This is a genomic window from Dyella sp. SYSU CM1112, assembly GCF_058216415.1.
On record NZ_JBZEGI010000022.1, the window covers coordinates 1 to 20,378 of the forward strand.

Sequence of the window (20,378 nt, forward strand, 5' to 3'; positions counted from 1 at the left end):
GCCAACGCCAACGCCAACGCCAACGCCAACGCCAACGCCAACGCCAACGCCAACGCCAACGCCAACGCCAACGCCAACGCCAACGCCAACGCCAACGCCAACGCCGACGCCGACGCCAACGCCAACGCCAACGCCAACGCCGACGCCGACGCCGACGCCAACGCCGACGCCGACACCGACACCAGCACCAGCACCATACGTGTTGTTGCTGAGTCAGGATAACAATCAAACTGTGCCAGCAGATGGCAAGAGCGCGCATACAGTCACTGGCACGCTATACGAGGGAAGTAATTTGGTTCTCGATACCCCCTGGTATGTAGAATTTACTGTGGGTGGATCGGCCTATTTCCTGCACAGCGGTAGCGATGTTGACTATCTTCCGATAGTGGAAGGTAGTGCAAAAGCTTCGGTGGTTGATACCAGAGCGGAGCAGGTGAGTGTGAAAGCATGGGTGATAGATGCCGTCACGCGTTTCCCTATTCCGCACGTGACCACCATTCCGAAACAGGTCACTCCGGTGTTCTCACCAACACCAACACCAACACCAACACCAACACCAACACCAACACCACTTACCAGCGGTTTGGTTCAGCTGTACCAAACGGGAGGTATTTACAATAACTATTATTGGTATGGACATAGCACTAGTTTGCTTCTCAAGAACTCCGTTACTTTCACTGACAAAATCAAGGACGAGAACCTGACGTGGTTCTATATGGAAGTCGTTTCACCGAACAAGGTGCGGTTAAAGACGCTGCAAAGAAACGTATGGGAAACGCAGCCAACGGTGATTTCAGTTGACTATTGGGCATTGACATATGGCGGTCCTTTACCAATAGACCTGGACGTCCTTGACTATGATCCTATCGGTGTAACGTTGAAGCTTGGACAGAAAGACAAAAGCTACATGTGTTCAACGATTGTCGATCCTCTGTCTAATGAGGTAGTCATCGCCCTTATGCCTGGTGTTCCCGGCGAGACGTTCCGAGTTCACTACTCGGGAACGCCGGCCCCGACGCCAACGCCAACGCCAACGCCAACACCCTCACCAGCGCCTTCATTGAAACAATCGACCTTTATTTTACAGTCAGTGGCAACTAAACAGTATTGTTTTAACGGAAAAACCGAGTTTCGTCTGAATAACGTCATCGACATGGTGAATGACGATCGTTTTCAGTATTGGCAAACATATGGTTCTGCTGTGTTTCAGGTAGAGAGTGCTTCCAACGCAAGTGCCTTGAGGGTTCGTAACGGAACTTATGCTGGTATCTTTAGCAGCAATGTCGGTGGTGGTTTAGAGTACGAAAATGTAGTATGCGCAAGTATTTCGTTCGGTACGGATCCCAATACTCACGTGCGCGTCGAGGTAATTGATGGAAATGGTGACTATGGTAGCAAAGTAAGGTTTTTCCATATTCAATCCGGAAAATACTACCGAGTGGTCCAATATGCCAATGGCGGAGACTGTGTACAGGCGTTAACAGACGATCAAAATGATGTTTTTACTCACTTTTATATTTGCAAGCCTGAATATCCGATTCCGACGATAATCACACTGCAATCGGTGTCGACGCTGGGTTATTTGCGCGGTTTTACGAGTCTTGGCGGTCTGGACAACGTCATCATTGTTGATAATCAACCTGTTGGAGCCAGGAACTTTGTTATTTATAGGTTTGATGGTGCCGTCAATGATGGTGTCAACGTACTTGCGGCAGCAAACAATGCATGTCTGGGTGCCTTTGATGTTGCTGGATTGATTAACGTCATATGCGCAAATTCGGCCTTCCATGATCCAAACAGCTCCATATCTTTCGAGATAGTTAGTGGATTTGGTGATTTTGGAAGCGTTGTCAGGATTCGACACGATAAAACGGGAAATTATTTTAAGGTGGATAGTTCTGGTGCGAACGGTACATACATTGTGCAGGCGATAACAACTGATAAAAATGATCCTTTTACTCAATTCTTTGTGGGTAATCCTAATTCATGAATGGTGTGGGTGATGGGATATTTTATGCCAAATCAGGCATATGGAAGCGATTGTTTGAGATGGGGCTAAGTGTGCACTTGGTCGGGGATGGGCCATTGCTTATTCATCCAAGGATGCTTCGATTGCGCTAGCGTGCGAAAAAACTTAGAGGGGAGCGGAACGCCGTGACGTCTTCCAATAAACCAGGTTATCTTGCTTCCAGGGTGGCGCCTCGGTTTCCGCTTTATCTTCTCCAAACAGATAATTCTTCACTTTCGATGACAATTATTTGGATTCATTGAATTGAATGTAGGGGTAGAAATTTGGATTTGCAGAAAAAATGCTCACGCATGGTCCAAGGTTCAAATTGTTGGTTTCTGCAGTAGTTCCCATGTTGGGAAGGCAGATCGGTGGGCTTTTTGTATAGAGAGGATACCGAGATCCAATTTTCACCGTGATTGACGTGCCTTGATCGAAATTTGCCAGTGGCGACCTTGCGCCATTCCCAAAAATATTGAATTCTGCTTCCTTCCATATTTGAGAAAGGTCAAGAACGCTGTCGTCGTTGTAGGAAGCGTATACATCGTCTCTGTAGAAAAGCATCACAGCATCATCTTCATTTCCCTGCGCTGTGGCAATGAGATGCACATCGGCCAGATCGGCGGCCGGAATGTACGGCACGGCGGTTACTGGGCTGTCCTTGAAGCAAGAGAAGTCAGCGCCATGATTCCATCCGTCTGGACAGCGTCCTAAAAGGGAATAGGTGTTTAGCCAGTATTCCATGAACAGGCCAGCTCCCGAATGGCTGCCGGGCGGATAATCCGTCGCATATATGAATTGCTGCCACACTTTGCACAAGCTTCCGCCATCACAGGCCGCTGTGGAGGAATCACTGTTGGTGTTGATTTGCAACGAATACTGATCAGGGCCATTGCCAGCAATTTTCGCTGACGGGAAAGAGCCGGACACGGCGGAAATCGCATTGGAGTTGCCGTCGGAGCTGAGCGGAACGCCCAGTGCATAATCTTGTCTGTTACCCACCGTTTTTGATGTGTCCTGCAGGGTTTTCGGCGGCAGGGAGAACGAGTGTGGCGAGGCCGTTTGACAGGATGTACGTTCGAAGATTGTGCTCGGATACGTTGCATGAAAGCACCCTATACCGGGTGGATGAATCCGCGTCATCTCTTCACGCCAGGCCATGCGGTACATATCTTCCATGTGATCCGTGGTGCGGGCTAAAGGCGTGGCGGAACGACTCGAAAAAGAACTGGCCATCATTGCACCAAGCAAAAACGAGAGCTTCCATTTGGCGTGCTTTGGTCTTTTTCTGGACGATGCAACGATAGCCTGTGTCATCATGACAAGGGCAATGCCAGCGCATGCCTTCCCGGCGGAGTTACGTCCAAGTTCAAAGTTGCGGAGCATGGGATACTCATTACGATTGTGAGTAGCCATGTTTGAATGGGCGATCCCCGCGATCAAGGTGATTCGTCTGATTTCTAATTATCAAAAAGCCACATGTCATCGCCCAGGCTGCCGCGACGTAGCCGCCAACGGCCATGCTTGCGTACCGTACCGGGCGACAGACAAACTTTTTTAAACTTCGCCAGACGGATGGCTGCGGCCCCGCCTCTCCTGACGGACACCTTCAATGCAAGCGGGAAGCATCCCATGCTTGTGGCTGAATACCTGGACTGATCAGGTCACCCTATATCTTGCTGCAACTGCGAGCAGTCATGGACTAATACGGCTTTGATCGCTTCATGCTCGTGCTCTTGATCAAGCCATCATCTTGCTTGCCGGCGAGTACGGCTTGAAGCACGCGTCATATGTGCAGTTGACGGGATTTTTGATACCAAAATTGAGCATATGACGGCGAGTGTTTGCAATTAGGCTAAGCAGGCATTTTGGAGGGGAGTTGGGCTATCGCCTATTCGTCCCAGGGTTTTTCGATTGCGCTAACGCGCAAGAAAGCGTGGAAGGGAGTAGAGCATCGTGACGTCTTCCAATAAGCCAGGTTATCCTGCTTCCAAGGCCGCACCTCGAATTCAGCTTTATCCTCTTAAAGATGATGCTCCCGCGCTTCCAGATCGTTCTGATGCAGGAGACCCCACCTATCAGAATGTCGTAGAGCTGGTCGTCATGGACCAGAATAGCCAGTATCCGCCGGGCTCGCAGGTTACGTTGAAGCTGATGACCAAGTCAGGCCTGGATCCTTTTACGGCCGGCAGCGAATACCTGAGCAAGACGGCCTATTTCATCGATACTGGCGCGAGCACGTACCAGACCAGTACGCAGACCATGGGCGAAATTGACGCAAATTTCGTTGATAGTGTGGCGGAAGACGTGTGGGTGTATGGCCAGGCGAGTGCTTATGACATCTTCGCCAGCCGGAAATTCACCTTTACGTCGCCAACGCCGACGCCAACGCCAACGCCAACGCCAACGCCAACGCCAACGCCAACGCCGACGCCGACGCCGACACCGACGCCGACGCCAACGCCAACGCCAACGCCAACGCCAACGCCAACGCCAACGCCAACGCCAACGCCAACGCCAACGCCAACGCCGACGCCGACGCCGACGCCAACGCCAACGCCGACGCCGACGCCGACGCCGACGCCAACGCCAACGCCGACGCCAACGCCAACGCCAACGCCGACGCCAACGCCAACGCCGACGCCGACGCCGACGCCGACGCCGACGCCGACGCCGACGCCAACGCCGACGCCGACGCCAACGCCAACGCCAACGCCAACGCCGACGCCAACGCCAACGCCAACGCCAACGCCAACGCCGACGCCAACGCCAACGCCGACGCCAACGCCAACGCCGACGCCGACGCCGACGCCAGCGCCAACGCCAACGCCAACGCCAGCGCCGACATGGGTGTGGTTAAAGTCGAATGTTGGAGACGGTATGTATTTGGGTTTGTCGGCCTCTGACAACTTGATATGTGCCAATTACGGTGTGCTAGGCGAACGGTGCACATTCGGTATGCGTTTTGTTTCGCAAGACGAGATCACCTTGCAGGCAAGCAATGCGCTCTTCGTTGGCCCAACCGGGCCTGACAACGCTATGTGTGCCAATCTTGTCAGCCAGGGGAATGCACGGATAAGGATGGAAAAAGCCAGTGGCAACGCGGTCAGGTTGCTGGATGAAATATCCGGAAATTATTACAAAACTGTCTTTCCGAGTCCGCTTCAACAATCGCACCTGTTTAGCGTGGAAGCGACAACCAGGGATGCCGCTGATGCTTCTACCCTGTTCTATGTTCAGTCCGCTCCAGCCCCTTCACCGGCGCCAAACCCTGCGAAGATACTGATCCAGTCCGCGGAAAACGGCCGTTTTCTCGCCTTGGTGGTGCAGGGCCTTGTAGGTTTTGACAATGAGATTCTTGCTTATGGATCAGGCGGCGGCGTTTTTGATGTGACTTATCTTTCCGGAAAAATTTCGGGAGGAGATATCGCACTCAAGGCCAGCAATAACTTTTACGTTGGGCCTGATACGTTCACGATAAGCGGAAATAGTTTTAATCGCGCCATGCGGGCTAATCGCAATGCGCCAAATGCAGTTATAACCATCGAGCCGACTGGTGATAATGACGGTTCGGTGAGGCTTTTGGACAAGGCATCGGGTTATTACTATAAGCTGGTTGGATTTGTGACGACATTAGGCATGATGTCCGTTACACAATATGCCATCGAGGCAGTCACGAACGATTCCGCAGACCCTTACGCAAAATTTTATCTGCAGGCTGTCTTGGAGAACTCATAGCTCGCGCTTGGTATGTGCGCGGTGTTGCAGTCCATGTCGCCCCTTCTCCCGGCATGAGGGAGAGGGGCGGAAGGTTGATCGAGGCGTGCCGGGTTTTCTGGAAGCCGTTTGGGCTGAGTCGCGTTGCTTCGCGGTTTGGCCTGGGATGAATGGTGCGGAGTGAGCGTCAAGATTAAGGTCTTGATGGAAGTATGCGTCTTATGCCTAGGACAGGGGATTTTTAATCCCACATTTGAATATATGGCGGCGATTACCAGGTGGCTAGGATAAGCAATCATAGGAGGGATGATAGGCCATGCCTAGAGTCTTTCTGTCGAATGCGTTAAAGCAAACGAGCCATTGAAAGGGAGTAGAGCATCGTGACGTCATCCAACAAGCCGGGCCATCCTGTCTCGAAGGCCACGCCTCAAGTTGTTCTTTATAGGATTGCAGATGACGCCCAGGCGCTTCCGAATCCCTCCGGTGCCAAAGACTCCACTTATCAAGATACCGTGGAGCTGGTCGTCATGGACCAGAGCAGTCAGTACCCACATAATTCGCCGGTTACGTTCAAGCTGATGACCAAGTCAGGTTTGGATCCCTTCGATTCGAGCAGTGATGCTTATCTGAGCACGACGGCCAATTTTGTCGATGATAAAGGCAACATCGTCGGAAACACGTATCACAGCAAGACCGATTCCATGGGTGACCGTGAGGCGTCTTTTGTCGATAGCATGGCGGAACATGTATGGCTCTACGGACAGGCGGACACCTATAACGTTTTCAATAGTCTGGAATTCACCTTCACGTCGCCGACACCGACACCAACGCCAACGCCAACGCCAACGCCAATACCGCCGTTCATTACGCTTCAGTCAGTGCCTACGCAACTGGATCTGCATGGTTATGCATCCAGGTTTGGTTTAAGCAATGTCATAGCCGTTGACAATCTCATCGGTGGCACAGATGACGTTTTCCAAGTCAATGATGCCGGTGGCGGAAAGATTGCCTTGAAGGCAAGCAATGAACAATTTATAGGTGCTTTTGATGGGCTTGAAGGCATCATTTATAACAATGTCATGTGCGCGGACGTGAGTTGGGGTGGTGATCCGAATGCTTCCGTGCGCGTTGATGTCATCAGTGGAGATGGCGGTTATGGAAGTATCGTAAGGCTTTTTCATGAAAAATCAGGCAATTATTACAAGGTTGTCTCATATCAAGGCGGGTACTGTGTCCAAGCTATAACGACCGACCCTGATGACGTTTCTACCCAGTTCCATATTGGGAAGCCGGGCGCTACACCAACACCAACACCGACACCGACACCGACACCGACACCGACACCGACACCGACACCGACACCGACACCGACACCGACACCGACACCGACACCGACACCGACATCAGTTACGCTGCGGTCGGTACCGCTTGAAGGCTATTTCTTGCAGGGATACATAGATTCAGAAGGATTAAAAAGTGTAGTCGTTGTCGACGACAACGGAGGCAAGAAGATCGTCTTTCAGGTCAACGATGCCGGTAATGGAAACATTGCTTTAAAGGCAGATAATAGTTTTTTTGTTGGAGCCCTTAACGGGCCGGCGAACGATTACATTCCATATACGAATGTAATGTGCGCGAGTCTTCTGTCTGGCAGTGATCCTAACGCTTCCATACATATGGAGGTGATTAAGGGAAGTGGAGATTATGAGAGCACGGTAAGGCTTTTTCACAATCAATCTGGCAATTATTACAAGGTTACTTATTATGGTGGAGACTACTGGGTCCAGGCATCAACAAAAGATCCTAATGATCCATTGACCCAGTTCTATCTTGGGAAGCCTGGCGCACCAACACCAACACCAACACCAACACCAACGCCAACGCCAACGCCGACGCCGACGCCAACGCCAACGCCAACGCCAACGCCAACGCCAACGCCAACGCCAACGCCAACGCCAACGCCGACGCCGACGCCAACGCCGACGCCGACGCCGACGCCGACGCCGACGCCGACGCCGACGCCGACGCCGACGCCGACGCCGACGCCGACGCCAACGCCAACGCCAACGCCAACGCCAACGCCAACGCCAACGCCAACGCCAACGCCAACGCCAACGCCGACGCCGACGCCAACGCCAACGCCAACGCCAACGCCAACGCCAACACCGACACCGACACCATCATCGCCTTACACTTTTTGGGCTACCCCAGAGGCGGCTTACTTCAATAACTACACGACTGATACCGACGTCGATGGAGGGCTGCAGTATAAGAGCACCGGAAAAGGGGTTTACCCTTATACATGTACGATTGACGGCCCTCCGTCTCCGTGGGTTTATCCAGGCACCGTGGAGACGAATGAAGATGGAATTTTTAAATTCCATGTTTCGTACAAGAGCCATTCCTTTCCGCCGCCGAATCGCCCGGTTCCGATACAATTCACCGTCAAGGGCCCGGATGGGGCAATAGCACCGTTCACTATCACGCTGTCAGGCACTCTTCTGAGAGAATCATGATTGCAAGCGGTCATTTCACTGGGCACGATTTCCATGACCATCATTACGATTCCTGTCGCCGCACATGATGAGTTGTTTCGTTGGCAACTGGACTTGTTCTGGTTTTGCCATAAAGAAATGTATGGCGTGGAAGCCGCTTCCAGGGCCCATGCGATTCTGGTGAACTGCAATCGTCCGGATGCCTCACGCATCCGTGCCATGCCATGGCCCATCGATGTGCCGCATACGGTGTGTTACTCGGTTTACGATTGGCCGGGCATCCAGGATCTTCACGACCACGCCAGGCGAATGTCGGTGCCGCTGAATATCCAGCTTGGCTTGCTGCAGATTCTTTCTTCGTTCCAGGATGACCAGGTCATTGAGCTGACGGATTGTGACATGCTTCATTTTCGTCCGTGCCCGATCGATACGGTCGATGACGGACAGCTACTGGTGTCCACGATTTATGAAGACTGGCATTTGCTCAGCCTTTCCACGAACAAGTACGTTATCGAGCGTTATTTTGAGAATGGCGGCCTCTATTACAACGGTGGTTTTGTACCGATTGTAGGTCGCGTATCCACATTCAAGCGCATCTTGCCGGAATGGATCGCTGTTCACGTAGATATTCTGAAACAGCCCTATCCGGACCATATTCTCTGGTGGGCAGGCATGTACGCGTTGCAAGCGGCTTGCGAAAAGGCGAGGGTATCAATGGTTGCTCGTGACGATTGCTACGTGCCAGGTATCAATCAGTTGTCGGCCCAACATTATTCTGGCCATTATTCTGTCGACAAGCGTTTTGACAAGCGTTTTTTTCCTTCCGTCAACCGCGAATTATTTGAATCCAATCTATTTTATGACTTGATTGGGGCCTGGCTGGATGATTATCAGGTCCGAAAGGCCAGTTGATGGAAAGTGATGCGTCTTGCCCCGAATCGCCGAGAAACGGGGCCTTTTTTTGCCACTAAAACGAGCAGAGGCCGCAAGCATGGACATGCCAGATAATTCGATCTTTGTGCAGGTGGCTAGCTACCGCGACCCCGAGCTGATTCCTACCCTGCTTGATTTGTCCGATAAGGCCGCACAACCGGGATCTCTGCGAGCTGTGGTGTGCTGGCAGCATGGGCCCGACGAAACGCTTGAGGATTTCTGGAGCAAGGGTTTTGTCCCATTGCACGTCGAGTCGTGGAGCGAATGGACCGTTCATCACCTCGTGTACCGTGCAACCAGGATAGAGCTGATCGATGTTCCATATATGAAGACTCGCGGCGTCTGCTGGGCACGTCATCTGTTGCAGCAGCGCTATGGAGGGGAGCGCTATACCCTGCAGCTGGATTCGCATCATCGTTTTATTCTCGGATGGGATGAGGCCGTCATCGCCATGCTCGAATCCTTGCGCGATGAAAGCCCTAAACCACTACTCACCACATACTTGCCTTTCTACGATCCCGACCATCCTGATACACATCATTCAACTGTGCCGGGCATCATGACTTTTCATCGTTTCTCGAAGCAAGGCGTGGTGCTGTTCGTCAACACGGATCTTCCAGACTGGGAAAATCGTAGCCGTCCGGTTCCTGCGCGCTTCTATAGCGCACACTTTGCCTTTGCGGATGGACACTTTGCCGAAAGGGTACAGCATGATCCGACATATTTTTTCAATGGCGAGGAGATCTCTATCGCTGCGCGCGCCTTTACGCACGGATATGATCTCTATCATCCTCATCGGCCATTGGCGTGGCACGATTACTCCGGTCGCCAGCGCCCGAGGATGTGGCAAGACCATGATGGTAAGGCTAAGCAAAGCGGTGCCATCGCGCAGGACTGGGCCGACCTCGACAATGGTGCCATGAAGCGAAACTGCGAACTGTTCGGTATCGATGGTACGGTTGCCCAGGCCGATGATATGGGTAAATACGGTTTTGGTACCGAGCGTACCCTGGCCGATTATGAAGCCTACGCAGGCATCAGCTTTGCCTATCGTGGCGTGCAGCGTGCCACGTTGGAGCACCAGCTTCCCGACCGTCACGCGCGTCGTCCTGAGTCTGAGGAAGCCTGGAAAGCGACCCTGCTACGCGCCAACGAAGTCCACATCTGTCTGCATAAGAATGACTTCAAGCCTGTAGCGGCAGCGCCCATCAGTGAACCATTGCTGCTTGAGGCCAAAACGGCCCACGTCAGTGTTTATGCAGGCGATGGCGTATTGCTGCATGAAAAAAAATGGGAGGGGGAGGAGCTTGCTCATTGCCGTGACGATAGCTGGCTGAGTGGCGCCGTTGCTTTCCAGTCTGAATTTGAGCAGCTTCCCCAACGCTATATCGCCGAATTGTTCGATGAAGCAGGGCAGCTTATTGCTACGGGCGAGCGTGTATTCCCCTAGGGTCTGTTTGCGCTCTTGGCGTGGTGGCCCTGCAAGGGTTGAGCACGATCCTCTATGTTGACGAGCATGGTTGCAAGCGGAGCGGCCTTCCCGAGCGTTTCGGCAACCGGTACGTGATTCCGCGGAAACCTCCAGTGATGTGGGGAGTGAGATCAGGGAAGGGCGACAGAAGCAGAAAGCTATGTTGGGAAAACGTGGCTAGTTTCCGCATCGAACGGCAAAATACTGAACGGATGGCATCTATTGCCTGTTTTTCTCTCTATCGATGCAACATTTGCCACCGTAGCCGTCACTCACGCAGGATCCATTGAGGCAACTCATGGTCCATGGCTAATCCTGTGATGGTTTGGCGATAGGCTCCTTGGAGGCTTAGGGGCGGCCATGTAGCCGCTTTTGCCCTGGCAGGGATAAGAGCGGAAGATAGTGGGGCTTGGTTCCCCTCAATCGGAGGATTCAACGATGAGCAAAGCACTGTGGAAACTATTGCCGCTGGCCGTATCGCTATCGATGGCGTGCACCAGCATCACTTGGGCCAAGAGCGTCACGCTGACCGGCCAATTTGCGGCCGAAGGTGCTGCAACAACCCATCCGACCGGTAACGTGACGGCGACCCTGGACACCGACACGCACCAACTCAACTACACCATTGATTACGATGGGCTCAGCGGACCAGTCGTGAACGCGCACTTTCATGGCCCTGCCAAACCCGGCGTCAACGCTGGCATCTTGCAGCCCATCAAGGGTCCTTATCACAGCGGCATGTCCCAGACGGTAACGGTGAGTGCCAAAACGGAGAAGGCGCTGCTGGACAATCTCACTTACGTCAATTTGCACACCAAGGCTTATCCGAAGGGAGAGGCCCGTGCGCAGATGATCGTCAAACCCTAACTCGTTGGCGCAGTATGCCGACGCCTATCGTCAGAGAGGATTGCAGGAATGAAAAAGCGTCTTAAAGGGTCGGTTGCGGCAGCTGTGGTGGCGGCGACCCTGTGCGTTGCCATGCCGGCTTTGGCCGCACTCAAGCCGGGTGCAGCCGCGCCTGCTTTTACGGCCGAAGCCAGCCTGGCCGGCAAGGATTTCACCTTCTCCCTCAAGCAGGCGCTCAAGAAAGGGCCGGTGGTGGTGTATTTCTATCCATCCGCCTACACCGGCGGATGCGATATTGAGGCCCACACTTTTGCAACGGAAAAAGCGAAGTTCGATGCGGCTGGCGCCACCATCATTGGCGTATCCGCAGACAGCATCGATCGACTCAATACCTTTTCATCCGATCCGAACTATTGCGCGGGCAAGTTCCCCGTAGCCTCCGATGCCACCGGCAGCATTGCGGCGTCCTACGACCTGAAGACCATGGCGGCCCAGCCCGGCATGACCGACGTACGCGGCGTGGCTATCCATCATGGCTTCATTCCACGTACGACGTTTGTCATCGATCGTCATGGAAAAATCGTCGCCACGCTCTCCTCGGAAGCTGACCACCTTCATCCGCAGGATCATGTGAAACAATCGCTGGCGATCGTGCAGCGTATACAGGCTGGCAAGGCGCCTTAAGTCAGGTGGGGCGGGTCAGTCCCGCCCCATTTTAAGCAGCCCTGGTCCACCGCTGCCTGGTCATTGCTGGCGGCGCTAAGTCCACTCCAGCAAAAACCATGCGGAAAGCGAAGAGCCGGGCGAAATGTGTTGCGCACGTCCCAGGTTGAATGCATCCGGCGGGCCTGTTTGTGGTTCAACGCAGGTGGCATGGATGGGTTCGTCGTAAACCACCCAATGGTTGCAGTCCGATGTCAGGCGGACACATTGCCCCTGGCGATGGAGAAACGCCGGCCTGTCATTGAGGAAGCAATCGTCCCAGGGACTGGGAGGCGGGGCCGCCAAAGGAAGTGTGGCGATGCCATCGACGTCGCGGGGATAAAAACGTTGCGGCTCGAAATCCAGGCGATCAGGCTTGTGGAACCAGGGATGCCATCCCATCGTGGCGGGCATGCGATGTTTTCCTGCCATGAGTGTCAGCGTCATACGAACACGGTTTTCCTCTACTTCGATGTGCTGGCGGGCGGTTCCGCCAAACGGCCAGCACTCGTTCTCAGGCAGCGCTAACGAAAGATCGATATACGTAGACGCCTGTGCATCGACCTGCCACGGCATTCCAAATGCCACGCCGTGAATTGCATGGTCGCCAAAATTGAGGGGCAGATGATAATCGCGCCCTAAAAAATGGAATCGCCCGTGCCTGATGCGTCCTGCCCACGGCAACATCGGATAGCTGCCCCAGGCGATCATCGCCTCGTTGTCGATATGATGGCCTATCAGCCACTCGACCCCATCAAAAGTTATCTGCGCGATTCTGCCTCCCGCTGCGGGAGCGATATCGACAGCGAGTGCGCCATGCGTGATACGGACAAGCGGGCCGACGGACAAGGGATACTGCGCATCGTGGCTGGGCGATGCGTCTGGGCTGGCGTTACTTTCCATAGGGATGGAGGGTAATGATGTTGCCGTGCTCGTCGTAGTGCAGTTCCGTTACTTTCATCGAACGCAGATGCGTAATGCCGCCTGACAGAATCGCATCGTGATAGAACAGATACCACTTGCCGCCGAACGCACAAATGGAATGATGTGTGGTCCAGCCGATTACCTCGGTCAGAATCTGCCCGCGGTAGGTAAAGGGGCCATAGGGACTGTCTCCCGTCGCATAACAGAGAAAATGCGTATCGCCGGTCGAGTATGAAAGGTAGTACTTGCCTTCATACTTATGCATCCACGGCGCTTCGAAATAACGGCGATCATGATCGCCGGCCCGTAGTGGATGGCCCGCTTCGTCAAGGATGATGATTTCGCGAGGCACTTCGGCAAACTGCTTCATATCATCGCTTAGCCTGGCCATGCGAGGCCCGAGCGCAGGGGCATGGGCCGGCGGTTCTTCGTGCGCCTCAGCAAAAACATTGTCACGGTACTTTTGCAGCTGGCCGCCCCAGATGCCTCCGAAGTACATGTAGAACGCACCGTCTTCGTCCTCGAATACGGCAGGATCAATGGAATAGCTTCCACGAATGGCTTCGGCTTCCGGTTTGAAAGGGCCTTCCGGTCGGTCAGAGACTGCGACGCCGATCTGGAAGATGCCATCAGGGCGCTTGGCCGGAAAATAGAGGTAATACCGGCCGTTCTTATGCGCGGCATCCGGTGCCCACATTTGCCGTTCTGCCCAGGGCACATCTTTGACGTGCAACGCGACGCCGCAGTCCACTGCCTTGCCGTCGGGCGCATCCATGCGAAAGACATGGTAGTCCTCCATGCAGAAGTGATCGCCGTTGTCGTTGAAGGGCACACCGCCGTCGATATCGTGCGAAGGGTAGATATAGATGGCGTTGCCGAACACGTGGGCAGACGGATCCGCCGTGTAAATATGCGTGGCCAAGGGCTGAGAAAGGGCTCGAGCGGCCAAGGCTTGAAGCTCGAGGCTTGTGGTCTCGTCAGACATGGGATACCTGTTTGATTCGGTTCATCAGGAAGCGGTCGCGGCTTGAAGGCGACGCGCGCCAAGTTCCTGTTCGATACGCCGTTCCATTGGCTTGTCGATTTCGTAGAGGAAAAGGAGCGCCACCGCCAGCAGGAAGGGCAAGGAGCAAAGCACGCTTACCGTTAACCTGATGCCACTGATGACTCCGGGTGTTTGGATAGCTGCATCAGGATGATAGCCATAGTGGGCCAGGATGCCGGCCACCAGTGCGCCACCCATGCTCAATCCCACCTTCAACCCGCACAACATGGCTGAAAAGATGATGGCTGTGGCACGCCGTCGGTTTCTCCATTCCGAATAATCTGCCACGTCGGCAGTCATCGCCCATAGCAGGGGAATGGTGATGCCATAGAAGAAACCGTGAAGAATGTATGAGCCTATGACGAACGCGACAGCGTCTGGAGAATAGAAGTAGAACACCAATAAGAATAGCGTCGAGGCAAATAGCGCACCGCCGAACACATCGCGCTTGCCGAAGCGATCGGCGAGGCGTTTGGAAAAGCCGATGCCGACGATCATGAAGGTGATGCCGAGTCCGTTGAAAAGGCTAAAAGCGGAGGTGGGCGCATCCTTGGGCCAACGGAATTCCGACAGCCCCATACCGATCAAAAGCTTGTTCAATCCAGCTATGAAATCGTTGAATCCGACATGGCCGAGGAATGCCGCGAGTTGCGGCTCGCTCAGGTAGTACTTGAAGTAGTAGATGTACATGCCGCCTTTCAACGCAAGGTTGATAAACAGCAAGATGGTAACGGCGAGCATGATCTGCCACGGGCGATTCTTGAGCAGGTCGGTCAGGTCGTCGCGGACGCTGGATTTCTGCTCCTTTGCCGGCACGATGCGTTCTTTCGTCGTGAGGAATGTGATCAGGAAAAAAATCGTGCCGACGATGGCGAACAGCATCATCGTATTATGAAAACCGCGCGCCTTGTCGCCATGCCCCAGAATCAGCACTAGCGGCAGCAGTAACACCTGGATAATGAATTGCGCCACCATCACGGCGACAAAACGATATGAGGAGAGGCTGTTGCGTTGTGCCATGCTGCCCGTCAGCACGCCGCTGAGTGCGGAATAGGGAAGGTTGTTGGCTACGTACACCATGACCAACAGCGTGTAGGTAGCCATGGCATAGGTTACTTTGCCATGTTCACCTAGGGAGGGTGTGCTGAAGGCAAGCAGGGAGAGCGCGCCGAAGGGGATGGCAGTCCAAAGTATCCATGGACGGAATTTGCCCCATCGGGTGTGGGTGCGGTCGGCCACCAATCCGATAATGGGTGTGAACACGAATGCACCGAGCAGTCCTACGACAAAGATGACGGTCGCCGCCGTCGCTGCGGGAATCCGGAAGATATCCGTGTAAAAGAAGGCGAGAAACGTTACCAGCGTCTGGAAGATAAGGTTAGCGGCCAGGTCACCCAGGCTGTAGCCGATTTTTTCCGTGACCGAAAGTACTTGGGAAGGGTTGTTCATCTGCACTCAATCATCGTTGGATACGTCCATGTACAGCACGGCCCGTCCGGCTTGGTAGAGCCGGACGGGCCGCATGGCACATCATGCAGGGGTCTGAAAATCAGAAGCTGCCACGTACGCCGAGCATCACCGTATAGCCGGGGGTGTAGTAGGTATACGCGGCATTATTGTAGGTAAACGTGCTACGCAAGGGCGCCTTCGTCATATTGATGAAATTGAAGGTGACCTCCGGCTTTGATGGCAGGTGCGCAAACTGATAGCTGGCCGACATATCCAGCTGGCCGCGGGCATCTGTCTTGATCTGCCCGAACGAAAGGCCGTTCTGATTCGGCGTGGAGCTGATTTGCGCGGAATTCCACACATACGACACGCGTACCGTTGCCCCGTAGCCTTCCCAATAACCGGTCAGGTTATAGGTATGCGGTGAGATGCCGACGGCCTGGGCGGGGATGCCGCTACCGATGTTACGCTGGGAAATCACCGTGTAGTTCGCCTGAATGCCCAGGCCCTTCATGATGAAGTCGAGCGGCTGCACCCAATTCGCTTCGGCGCCCTTGATGAAGAGCGTGCCGTTGGCATTGACTTGTTGCTGCACTTGCACTTGGGCAGCACTCGCGCCACCGCGCAGGTCGATCGATTGCTGCTGTGTCGGAGTCAATGTGGCGAAAGGAATGCCAAGTTCCGTGAAGGGAACGAGGTTGACGCCGTTGACGGTAAATCCGGTAACGCGCTTGCCGAACATATCCAGGCCGACATAGCCCTCATGGCCGGTATACCACTCGCCGCCGAAGTCGAGGTTGGTAGAAATATAAGGTGACAGCTTCGGATTACCCTGCGTTGCAGTTTCCGCGGCAGGGTCGCTGAAGTTGGTGTTGGGCAGCATCGCACTGGGGTCGGGGCGTGTCATGGTGCGCGATGCATCCAGGCGCACGATGACGTTGTCGGCTGCGTTGTAGGCGATGTTAAACGAAGGCAGATACACACCGTAGTCATGCTTCAGCGTCACGTACTGAAGCTGGCCACCGATCGACGACGGACCTGCAATGGTTTGGTCGGTGTAGGCATGGCGGACACCGCCGTTGACACGCAAGTCGTGTCCTCCCAGATCAAACCTGCCATTGCCTTCCACATACCAGGCCCAGGTGCTTTCTTCGATATTGCCGGTGCCGGCACCCGTGGCAGCCGCGGTGGACAGCGGGGCGATGGAGTCGAAATAGCCGTAATTGGTCGCGGCCATGATCGATGGATAGTTCACACCGATGAAGCCACCCGGTCCGGGCATCAGATAATTAGGCAGCTGCGAATTGGCGACTGCCGCTTCACCGTAGGCCTGCCAGGCCGTGGTATCCGTGTATGCCTTGATCTGGCGCAGGATATCGTCGTAGGCGACGCCGACCTTCACGTTATTGTCGTCGTCACCGATCTGCAGGTCTTCACGCGTCCCCTTGTTGTCGGTCACGCGTGTTTCGTTGTCGACGTTGAGGCGATACCAGATCCAACCCGCATTGGGGTTGTTGAGATTGATGTTCGGCGTGATGGTAGGGAAGTTGCCGCCGGTATTGGTGTAATTGACCGATATGTTCTGGCCCAGCGGCGTCTCCACGCCGACCGTCGGCTGCTGGTTGTAGTACCAGCTACGCTCCGAATAGCCCTGGAAATCCAGCTTGATGTTCTCATCATCGCCAAACAGCAATTCGCCACCCGGATTGATGTTGTAGAAATGAACGTGTTCGGAGTAGGGACGCGCTTCCAGAAAGTACTGCGCGTTGGCAAAGGTGGCATTGGTGACGACGTTGTTCTGGTCTACCTGCTCGTTGACCGGAATCATTTGACCGCTTCGGCCGATCAAGTCCATGTCGAGGCGGTTGAAGTCGCGTTCCTGCTTGGAGAACAACGTATCCAAGTAGAAATGCGCGCGTTCGTCCGGACGAAACTCGAACGACATCAAGGCTGACTGGTGATCGTTGACACCCTGGATGTACGCATTGCGGCCCAGGCGGGGAATCAGCGCATTGGCAATCTGCTGCGTGGTCAGGCCCGGGTTGTGAGCCAGCAAGTAAGCATTGTTGATGGTCTGACCTGCGGTGAGGCTGGCACCCGCGCCGGCTGGCACGGTGCTCGGGATGACCCAGCTGCCGCCGGCCGGACTGCAATGGCCTGCTGCGGTGCCGCATTGGGCGGCGCTCAGTTGCGGCGTAGTCCAGCCGATGGTCTCGAACCCGCGCACATCATAATCACTGCGCGATGCCGTCAAGCCGATAAGGGCACCAAATGTGTTGGATGCATTGGTCCAGCTACCGATGATCGCGCCGCGCGGCTTGACGTCGCTGCCGATCGAGTTGTAGCTGCCCTGTGCGGAATAGGTGAGGTGCGTGCCCGGATTATCGAAGGGGCGCGTGGTACGCATATCGACCACGCCAGCGACCCCACCTTCGGTCATGCTCGCTTCGGGCGTCTTGTTTACCGTCAACTGGGTGAAGAATTCAGTGGGCAGCAGATCCAGGTCTACCTCGCGGTTCTGGTTCTGCGCGTCCAGCGTACCGGAGGAGGCAACCGCGAGCTGATCGCCGTTGAGCAGTATCTTGGTGAAGTCCGTACCCAGTCCGCGAATCTGGATGTTGACGCCTTCGCCGTCGACGTCACGCGACATCTGCACGCCGGGAATGCGGTTCAACGACTCAGCGATGTTGGTATCGGGAAATTTGCCGATGTCTTCGGCGTAGACGGTGTCGACCACATTGGTCGCGTCGCGCTTGGCTTCGGTCGAGAATTGGATACTGTTGCGATAACCGCCGCTGACGTTGACGGTCGCAAGCTCCTTGGCGTTTTTCTTGGATGCTTGAGTGTCGTTGACGTTTGCCTGTCCCTGCGCCTGTGCGCCGGACTGTTGCGTGGTAGCACCGGTTTGCGGCGATGGTTGGCCTTGCGATGAATCCTGCGCCTGCGCGGCCCCCGCCGCGCCAAGCAGAGCAAGCAATAACGCATGCGACAACATGGTTCTTGCGTATTGAATCTGCACCGTATTCCCCTCCCAGTTTCTTGTGATTTAGCCGTCCCCTCAGACGTCCTGCGTCCGCCCGTGAAACGGATGGCTTGATCTTGCTTTGGCTAGAACGATCTTTCCCGCTGTGGGCTGCAAAAACGGTAGCGCTAACATTTTGCAGGCGCACGCTGCAGGGCAGCATGAGGAGCGTCGACCTCACAAACGGTAAAAAAAGCCGTCAAATACGCTACGGAATGGACACGGAACGTCTGGATTTTCGGTGCGGATCGATGCGAGGTAGCTTTTGGATTTGGCTATGTGTTAATGGTAGCGCTAACAATAAGGCGCTGAAAAAGTAGCCTGCGATGATGCAAAGCGGAAAAAAAGTTGTGCCGCAACCTGCTCATTTCAGCTGCTCCAGCCTCCATCATGGGCCGAAACAGAGCCCGCCACTGGGTTTGGTATGGACGATATCAGGCAGACATCAGCGGTCGCAGGACTGCATAGGAAGATCGGTAAGTTCCGTTGGCGTGTGTGCGCCATGCTCCTCGCGGCGACCACGATCAATTACATCGATCGTCAGGTACTTGGCGTGCTGGCGCCTTTCCTGCAAGACAAACTCGGCTGGACCGAAATCGACTACAGCAACATCGTCACGGCGTTCCAGACGGCCTATGCCATCGGCCTGCTATGCGCAGGCGCCATTATCGACAAGCTAGGTACGCGGCTTGGCTATGCGCTGGCTATCGGCATATGGAGCCTTGCCGCCATGAGTCATTCGCTGGCCACGGGTGTTGTCACCTTTGCGCTGGCGCGTTTTGCCCTGGGCCTCGGCGAGTCAGGCAACTTTCCTGCGGCAATCAAGGCGGTAGCCGAGTGGTTTCCACAACAGGAGCGCGCACTGGCTACCGGCATTTTCAATGCGGGGTCGAACATTGGTGCGCTGCTTGCGCCCTTGCTTGTACCGGTGGTGGCTGCAAGGTGGGGCTGGCAGGCCGCCTTTCTTTTTACCGGCATCTTGAGTGCCATATGGGTGAGCGTATGGCTGATGACATATCGAACGCCCGACAAGCAGCCCAAGCTGCAGGCGGCCGAGCGCGCATACATTGGACATGCGTCGCAGGCAACGCCGCGGCGGATGCCATGGTCGCAGCTCTTTCGCTATCGGCAGGCCTGGGCTCTCGTCGCCGCCAAGTTCATGACCGATCCGATCTGGTGGTTTTTTCTCTTCTGGCTACCCAAGTTCCTGCATTCGGAATATGGGCTTTCCCTGCTTGAGCTAGGGTTGCCGCTGGTTGCTATTTTTGTTTTTGCCGACATCGGCAGCATTGCGGGCGGCTGGATCGCGGCACGCTTCATAAAGCTCGGCTGGAGTGTCAATCGCGCTCGCAAAAGTGCGATGCTTATTTGTGCGTTGATGGTGGTGCCGATCATCTTCGCTGCAAAAGCGAATAATCTTTGGCTGGCGGTCGCCCTCATCGGCCTGGCCACTGCCGGGCATCAAGGCTGGTCCGCCAATGTCTATACCCTGGCCTCCGATATGTTCCCGCGTCGCGCAGTGGCTTCGGTGGTTGGCCTGAGTGGGTTCGCAGGCGCGGTGGGAGGCATGTTGATATCGACGGTCATCGGCCTTTTGCTGCAGGCTACGGAAAGCTACGTACCGGTATTCCTGATAGCCGGCTTCGCCTATCTGCTGGCGTTGGTTGTGATCCATCTTTTAGTGCCCCGGCTCGCACCGGTGGCGTTGGAGGAGGGCGCCGCTTCACCACATACGCCATGACAAGCATCGCTGTTGTCATCACTCC

At 54.8% G+C, this 20,378-nt stretch carries 15 protein-coding genes; 9 read left to right on the plus strand and 6 right to left on the minus strand.

From position 1 onward, the window contains the following. The coding region (locus AC4HNJ_RS20355) for a hypothetical protein (protein WP_490481442.1) at positions 1-222 on the plus strand (222 nt) is incomplete at its 5' end. Then, on the plus strand, positions 200-1,990 hold the full coding sequence (locus tag AC4HNJ_RS20360; protein WP_490481443.1) for a hypothetical protein: 1,791 nt from the start codon (positions 200-202) through the stop codon (positions 1,988-1,990). The genes AC4HNJ_RS20355 and AC4HNJ_RS20360, both read left to right, overlap by 23 nt. Positions 1,991-2,254: 264 nt before the next feature. Here AC4HNJ_RS20360 and AC4HNJ_RS20365 read toward each other — a convergent pair whose 3' ends face one another. Together AC4HNJ_RS20365 and AC4HNJ_RS20370 are read right to left on the minus strand one after the other, a co-directional pair. After that, the gene (locus AC4HNJ_RS20365) at positions 2,255-3,394 is read right to left on the minus strand and encodes a hypothetical protein (RefSeq protein ID WP_490481444.1); all 1,140 of its coding nucleotides are present in this window, start codon (positions 3,392-3,394) and stop codon (positions 2,255-2,257) included. 979 nt (positions 3,395-4,373) lie between these two features. Further along, positions 4,374-4,856 carry a hypothetical protein gene (locus AC4HNJ_RS20370; RefSeq protein WP_490481445.1) on the minus strand — a complete coding sequence of 161 codons (483 nt, stop codon included), beginning with the start codon at positions 4,854-4,856 and terminating at the stop codon, positions 4,374-4,376. 32 nt (positions 4,857-4,888) lie between these two features. On the opposite strand from AC4HNJ_RS20370, the gene AC4HNJ_RS20375 reads away from it, so the two are divergent. From AC4HNJ_RS20375 to AC4HNJ_RS20400, 6 genes are all read left to right on the plus strand, one after another. After that, positions 4,889-5,746 (plus strand): hypothetical protein, encoded by an 858-nt coding sequence (locus AC4HNJ_RS20375; RefSeq protein WP_490481446.1) that lies wholly within the window; start codon positions 4,889-4,891, stop codon positions 5,744-5,746. A gap of 359 nt (positions 5,747-6,105) precedes the next feature. Next, the gene (locus AC4HNJ_RS20380; RefSeq protein WP_490481447.1) at positions 6,106-8,241 is read left to right on the plus strand and encodes a hypothetical protein; all 2,136 of its coding nucleotides are present in this window, start codon (positions 6,106-6,108) and stop codon (positions 8,239-8,241) included. A gap of 33 nt (positions 8,242-8,274) precedes the next feature. Continuing rightward, positions 8,275-9,132, plus strand: a complete 858-nt coding sequence (locus tag AC4HNJ_RS20385) for a hypothetical protein (RefSeq protein WP_490481448.1) — start codon at positions 8,275-8,277, stop codon at positions 9,130-9,132. A 16-nt stretch (positions 9,133-9,148) separates the two neighbouring features. Next, complete coding sequence (locus AC4HNJ_RS20390; RefSeq protein WP_490481449.1) at positions 9,149-10,603, plus strand: GlcNAc-transferase family protein; 1,455 nt, start codon at positions 9,149-9,151, stop codon at positions 10,601-10,603. Positions 10,604-11,062: 459 nt separating this feature from the next. Continuing rightward, the gene (locus tag AC4HNJ_RS20395; protein ID WP_490481450.1) at positions 11,063-11,491 is read left to right on the plus strand and encodes a CHRD domain-containing protein; all 429 of its coding nucleotides are present in this window, start codon (positions 11,063-11,065) and stop codon (positions 11,489-11,491) included. A 48-nt stretch (positions 11,492-11,539) separates the two neighbouring features. Beyond that, positions 11,540-12,154 (plus strand): peroxiredoxin, encoded by a 615-nt coding sequence (locus tag AC4HNJ_RS20400; RefSeq protein WP_490481451.1) that lies wholly within the window; start codon positions 11,540-11,542, stop codon positions 12,152-12,154. A gap of 75 nt (positions 12,155-12,229) precedes the next feature. On the opposite strand, the gene AC4HNJ_RS20405 is transcribed toward AC4HNJ_RS20400, so the two are convergent. The 4 genes from AC4HNJ_RS20405 to AC4HNJ_RS20420 form a co-directional block, all read right to left on the minus strand. Beyond that, positions 12,230-13,021, minus strand: a complete 792-nt coding sequence (locus AC4HNJ_RS20405) for an aldose 1-epimerase (protein WP_490481452.1) — start codon at positions 13,019-13,021, stop codon at positions 12,230-12,232. A 43-nt stretch (positions 13,022-13,064) separates the two neighbouring features. Beyond that, positions 13,065-14,081 (minus strand): glycoside hydrolase family 43 protein, encoded by a 1,017-nt coding sequence (locus AC4HNJ_RS20410; RefSeq protein WP_490481453.1) that lies wholly within the window; start codon positions 14,079-14,081, stop codon positions 13,065-13,067. 24 nt (positions 14,082-14,105) lie between these two features. Further along, positions 14,106-15,590: an MFS transporter gene (locus AC4HNJ_RS20415; protein WP_490481454.1), complete on the minus strand. Its 1,485-nt coding sequence runs from the start codon at positions 15,588-15,590 to the stop codon at positions 14,106-14,108. A 100-nt stretch (positions 15,591-15,690) separates the two neighbouring features. Then, complete coding sequence (locus AC4HNJ_RS20420; protein WP_490481477.1) at positions 15,691-18,585, minus strand: TonB-dependent receptor; 2,895 nt, start codon at positions 18,583-18,585, stop codon at positions 15,691-15,693. 451 nt (positions 18,586-19,036) lie between these two features. Between AC4HNJ_RS20420 and AC4HNJ_RS20425 the strand changes: the two genes are divergently transcribed. Then, complete coding sequence (locus AC4HNJ_RS20425; RefSeq protein WP_490481455.1) at positions 19,037-20,353, plus strand: MFS transporter; 1,317 nt, start codon at positions 19,037-19,039, stop codon at positions 20,351-20,353. The last annotated feature ends 25 nt before the right edge of the window (positions 20,354-20,378 follow it).

Coding starts and splice junctions, on each gene's coding strand:
- AC4HNJ_RS20420 (WP_490481477.1), bottom strand. CDS start 18,585: ATGTTGTCGCATGCGTTATTGCTTGCTCTGCTTGGCGCGGCGGGGGCC.
- AC4HNJ_RS20375 (WP_490481446.1), top strand. CDS start 4,889: ATGTATTTGGGTTTGTCGGCCTCTGACAACTTGATATGTGCCAATTAC.
- AC4HNJ_RS20365 (WP_490481444.1), bottom strand. CDS start 3,394: ATGCTCCGCAACTTTGAACTTGGACGTAACTCCGCCGGGAAGGCATGC.
- AC4HNJ_RS20415 (WP_490481454.1), bottom strand. CDS start 15,590: ATGAACAACCCTTCCCAAGTACTTTCGGTCACGGAAAAAATCGGCTAC.
- AC4HNJ_RS20370 (WP_490481445.1), bottom strand. CDS start 4,856: ATGTCGGCGCTGGCGTTGGCGTTGGCGTTGGCGCTGGCGTCGGCGTCG.
- AC4HNJ_RS20410 (WP_490481453.1), bottom strand. CDS start 14,081: ATGTCTGACGAGACCACAAGCCTCGAGCTTCAAGCCTTGGCCGCTCGA.
- AC4HNJ_RS20395 (WP_490481450.1), top strand. CDS start 11,063: ATGAGCAAAGCACTGTGGAAACTATTGCCGCTGGCCGTATCGCTATCG.
- AC4HNJ_RS20425 (WP_490481455.1), top strand. CDS start 19,037: ATGGACGATATCAGGCAGACATCAGCGGTCGCAGGACTGCATAGGAAG.
- AC4HNJ_RS20385 (WP_490481448.1), top strand. CDS start 8,275: ATGACCATCATTACGATTCCTGTCGCCGCACATGATGAGTTGTTTCGT.
- AC4HNJ_RS20400 (WP_490481451.1), top strand. CDS start 11,540: ATGAAAAAGCGTCTTAAAGGGTCGGTTGCGGCAGCTGTGGTGGCGGCG.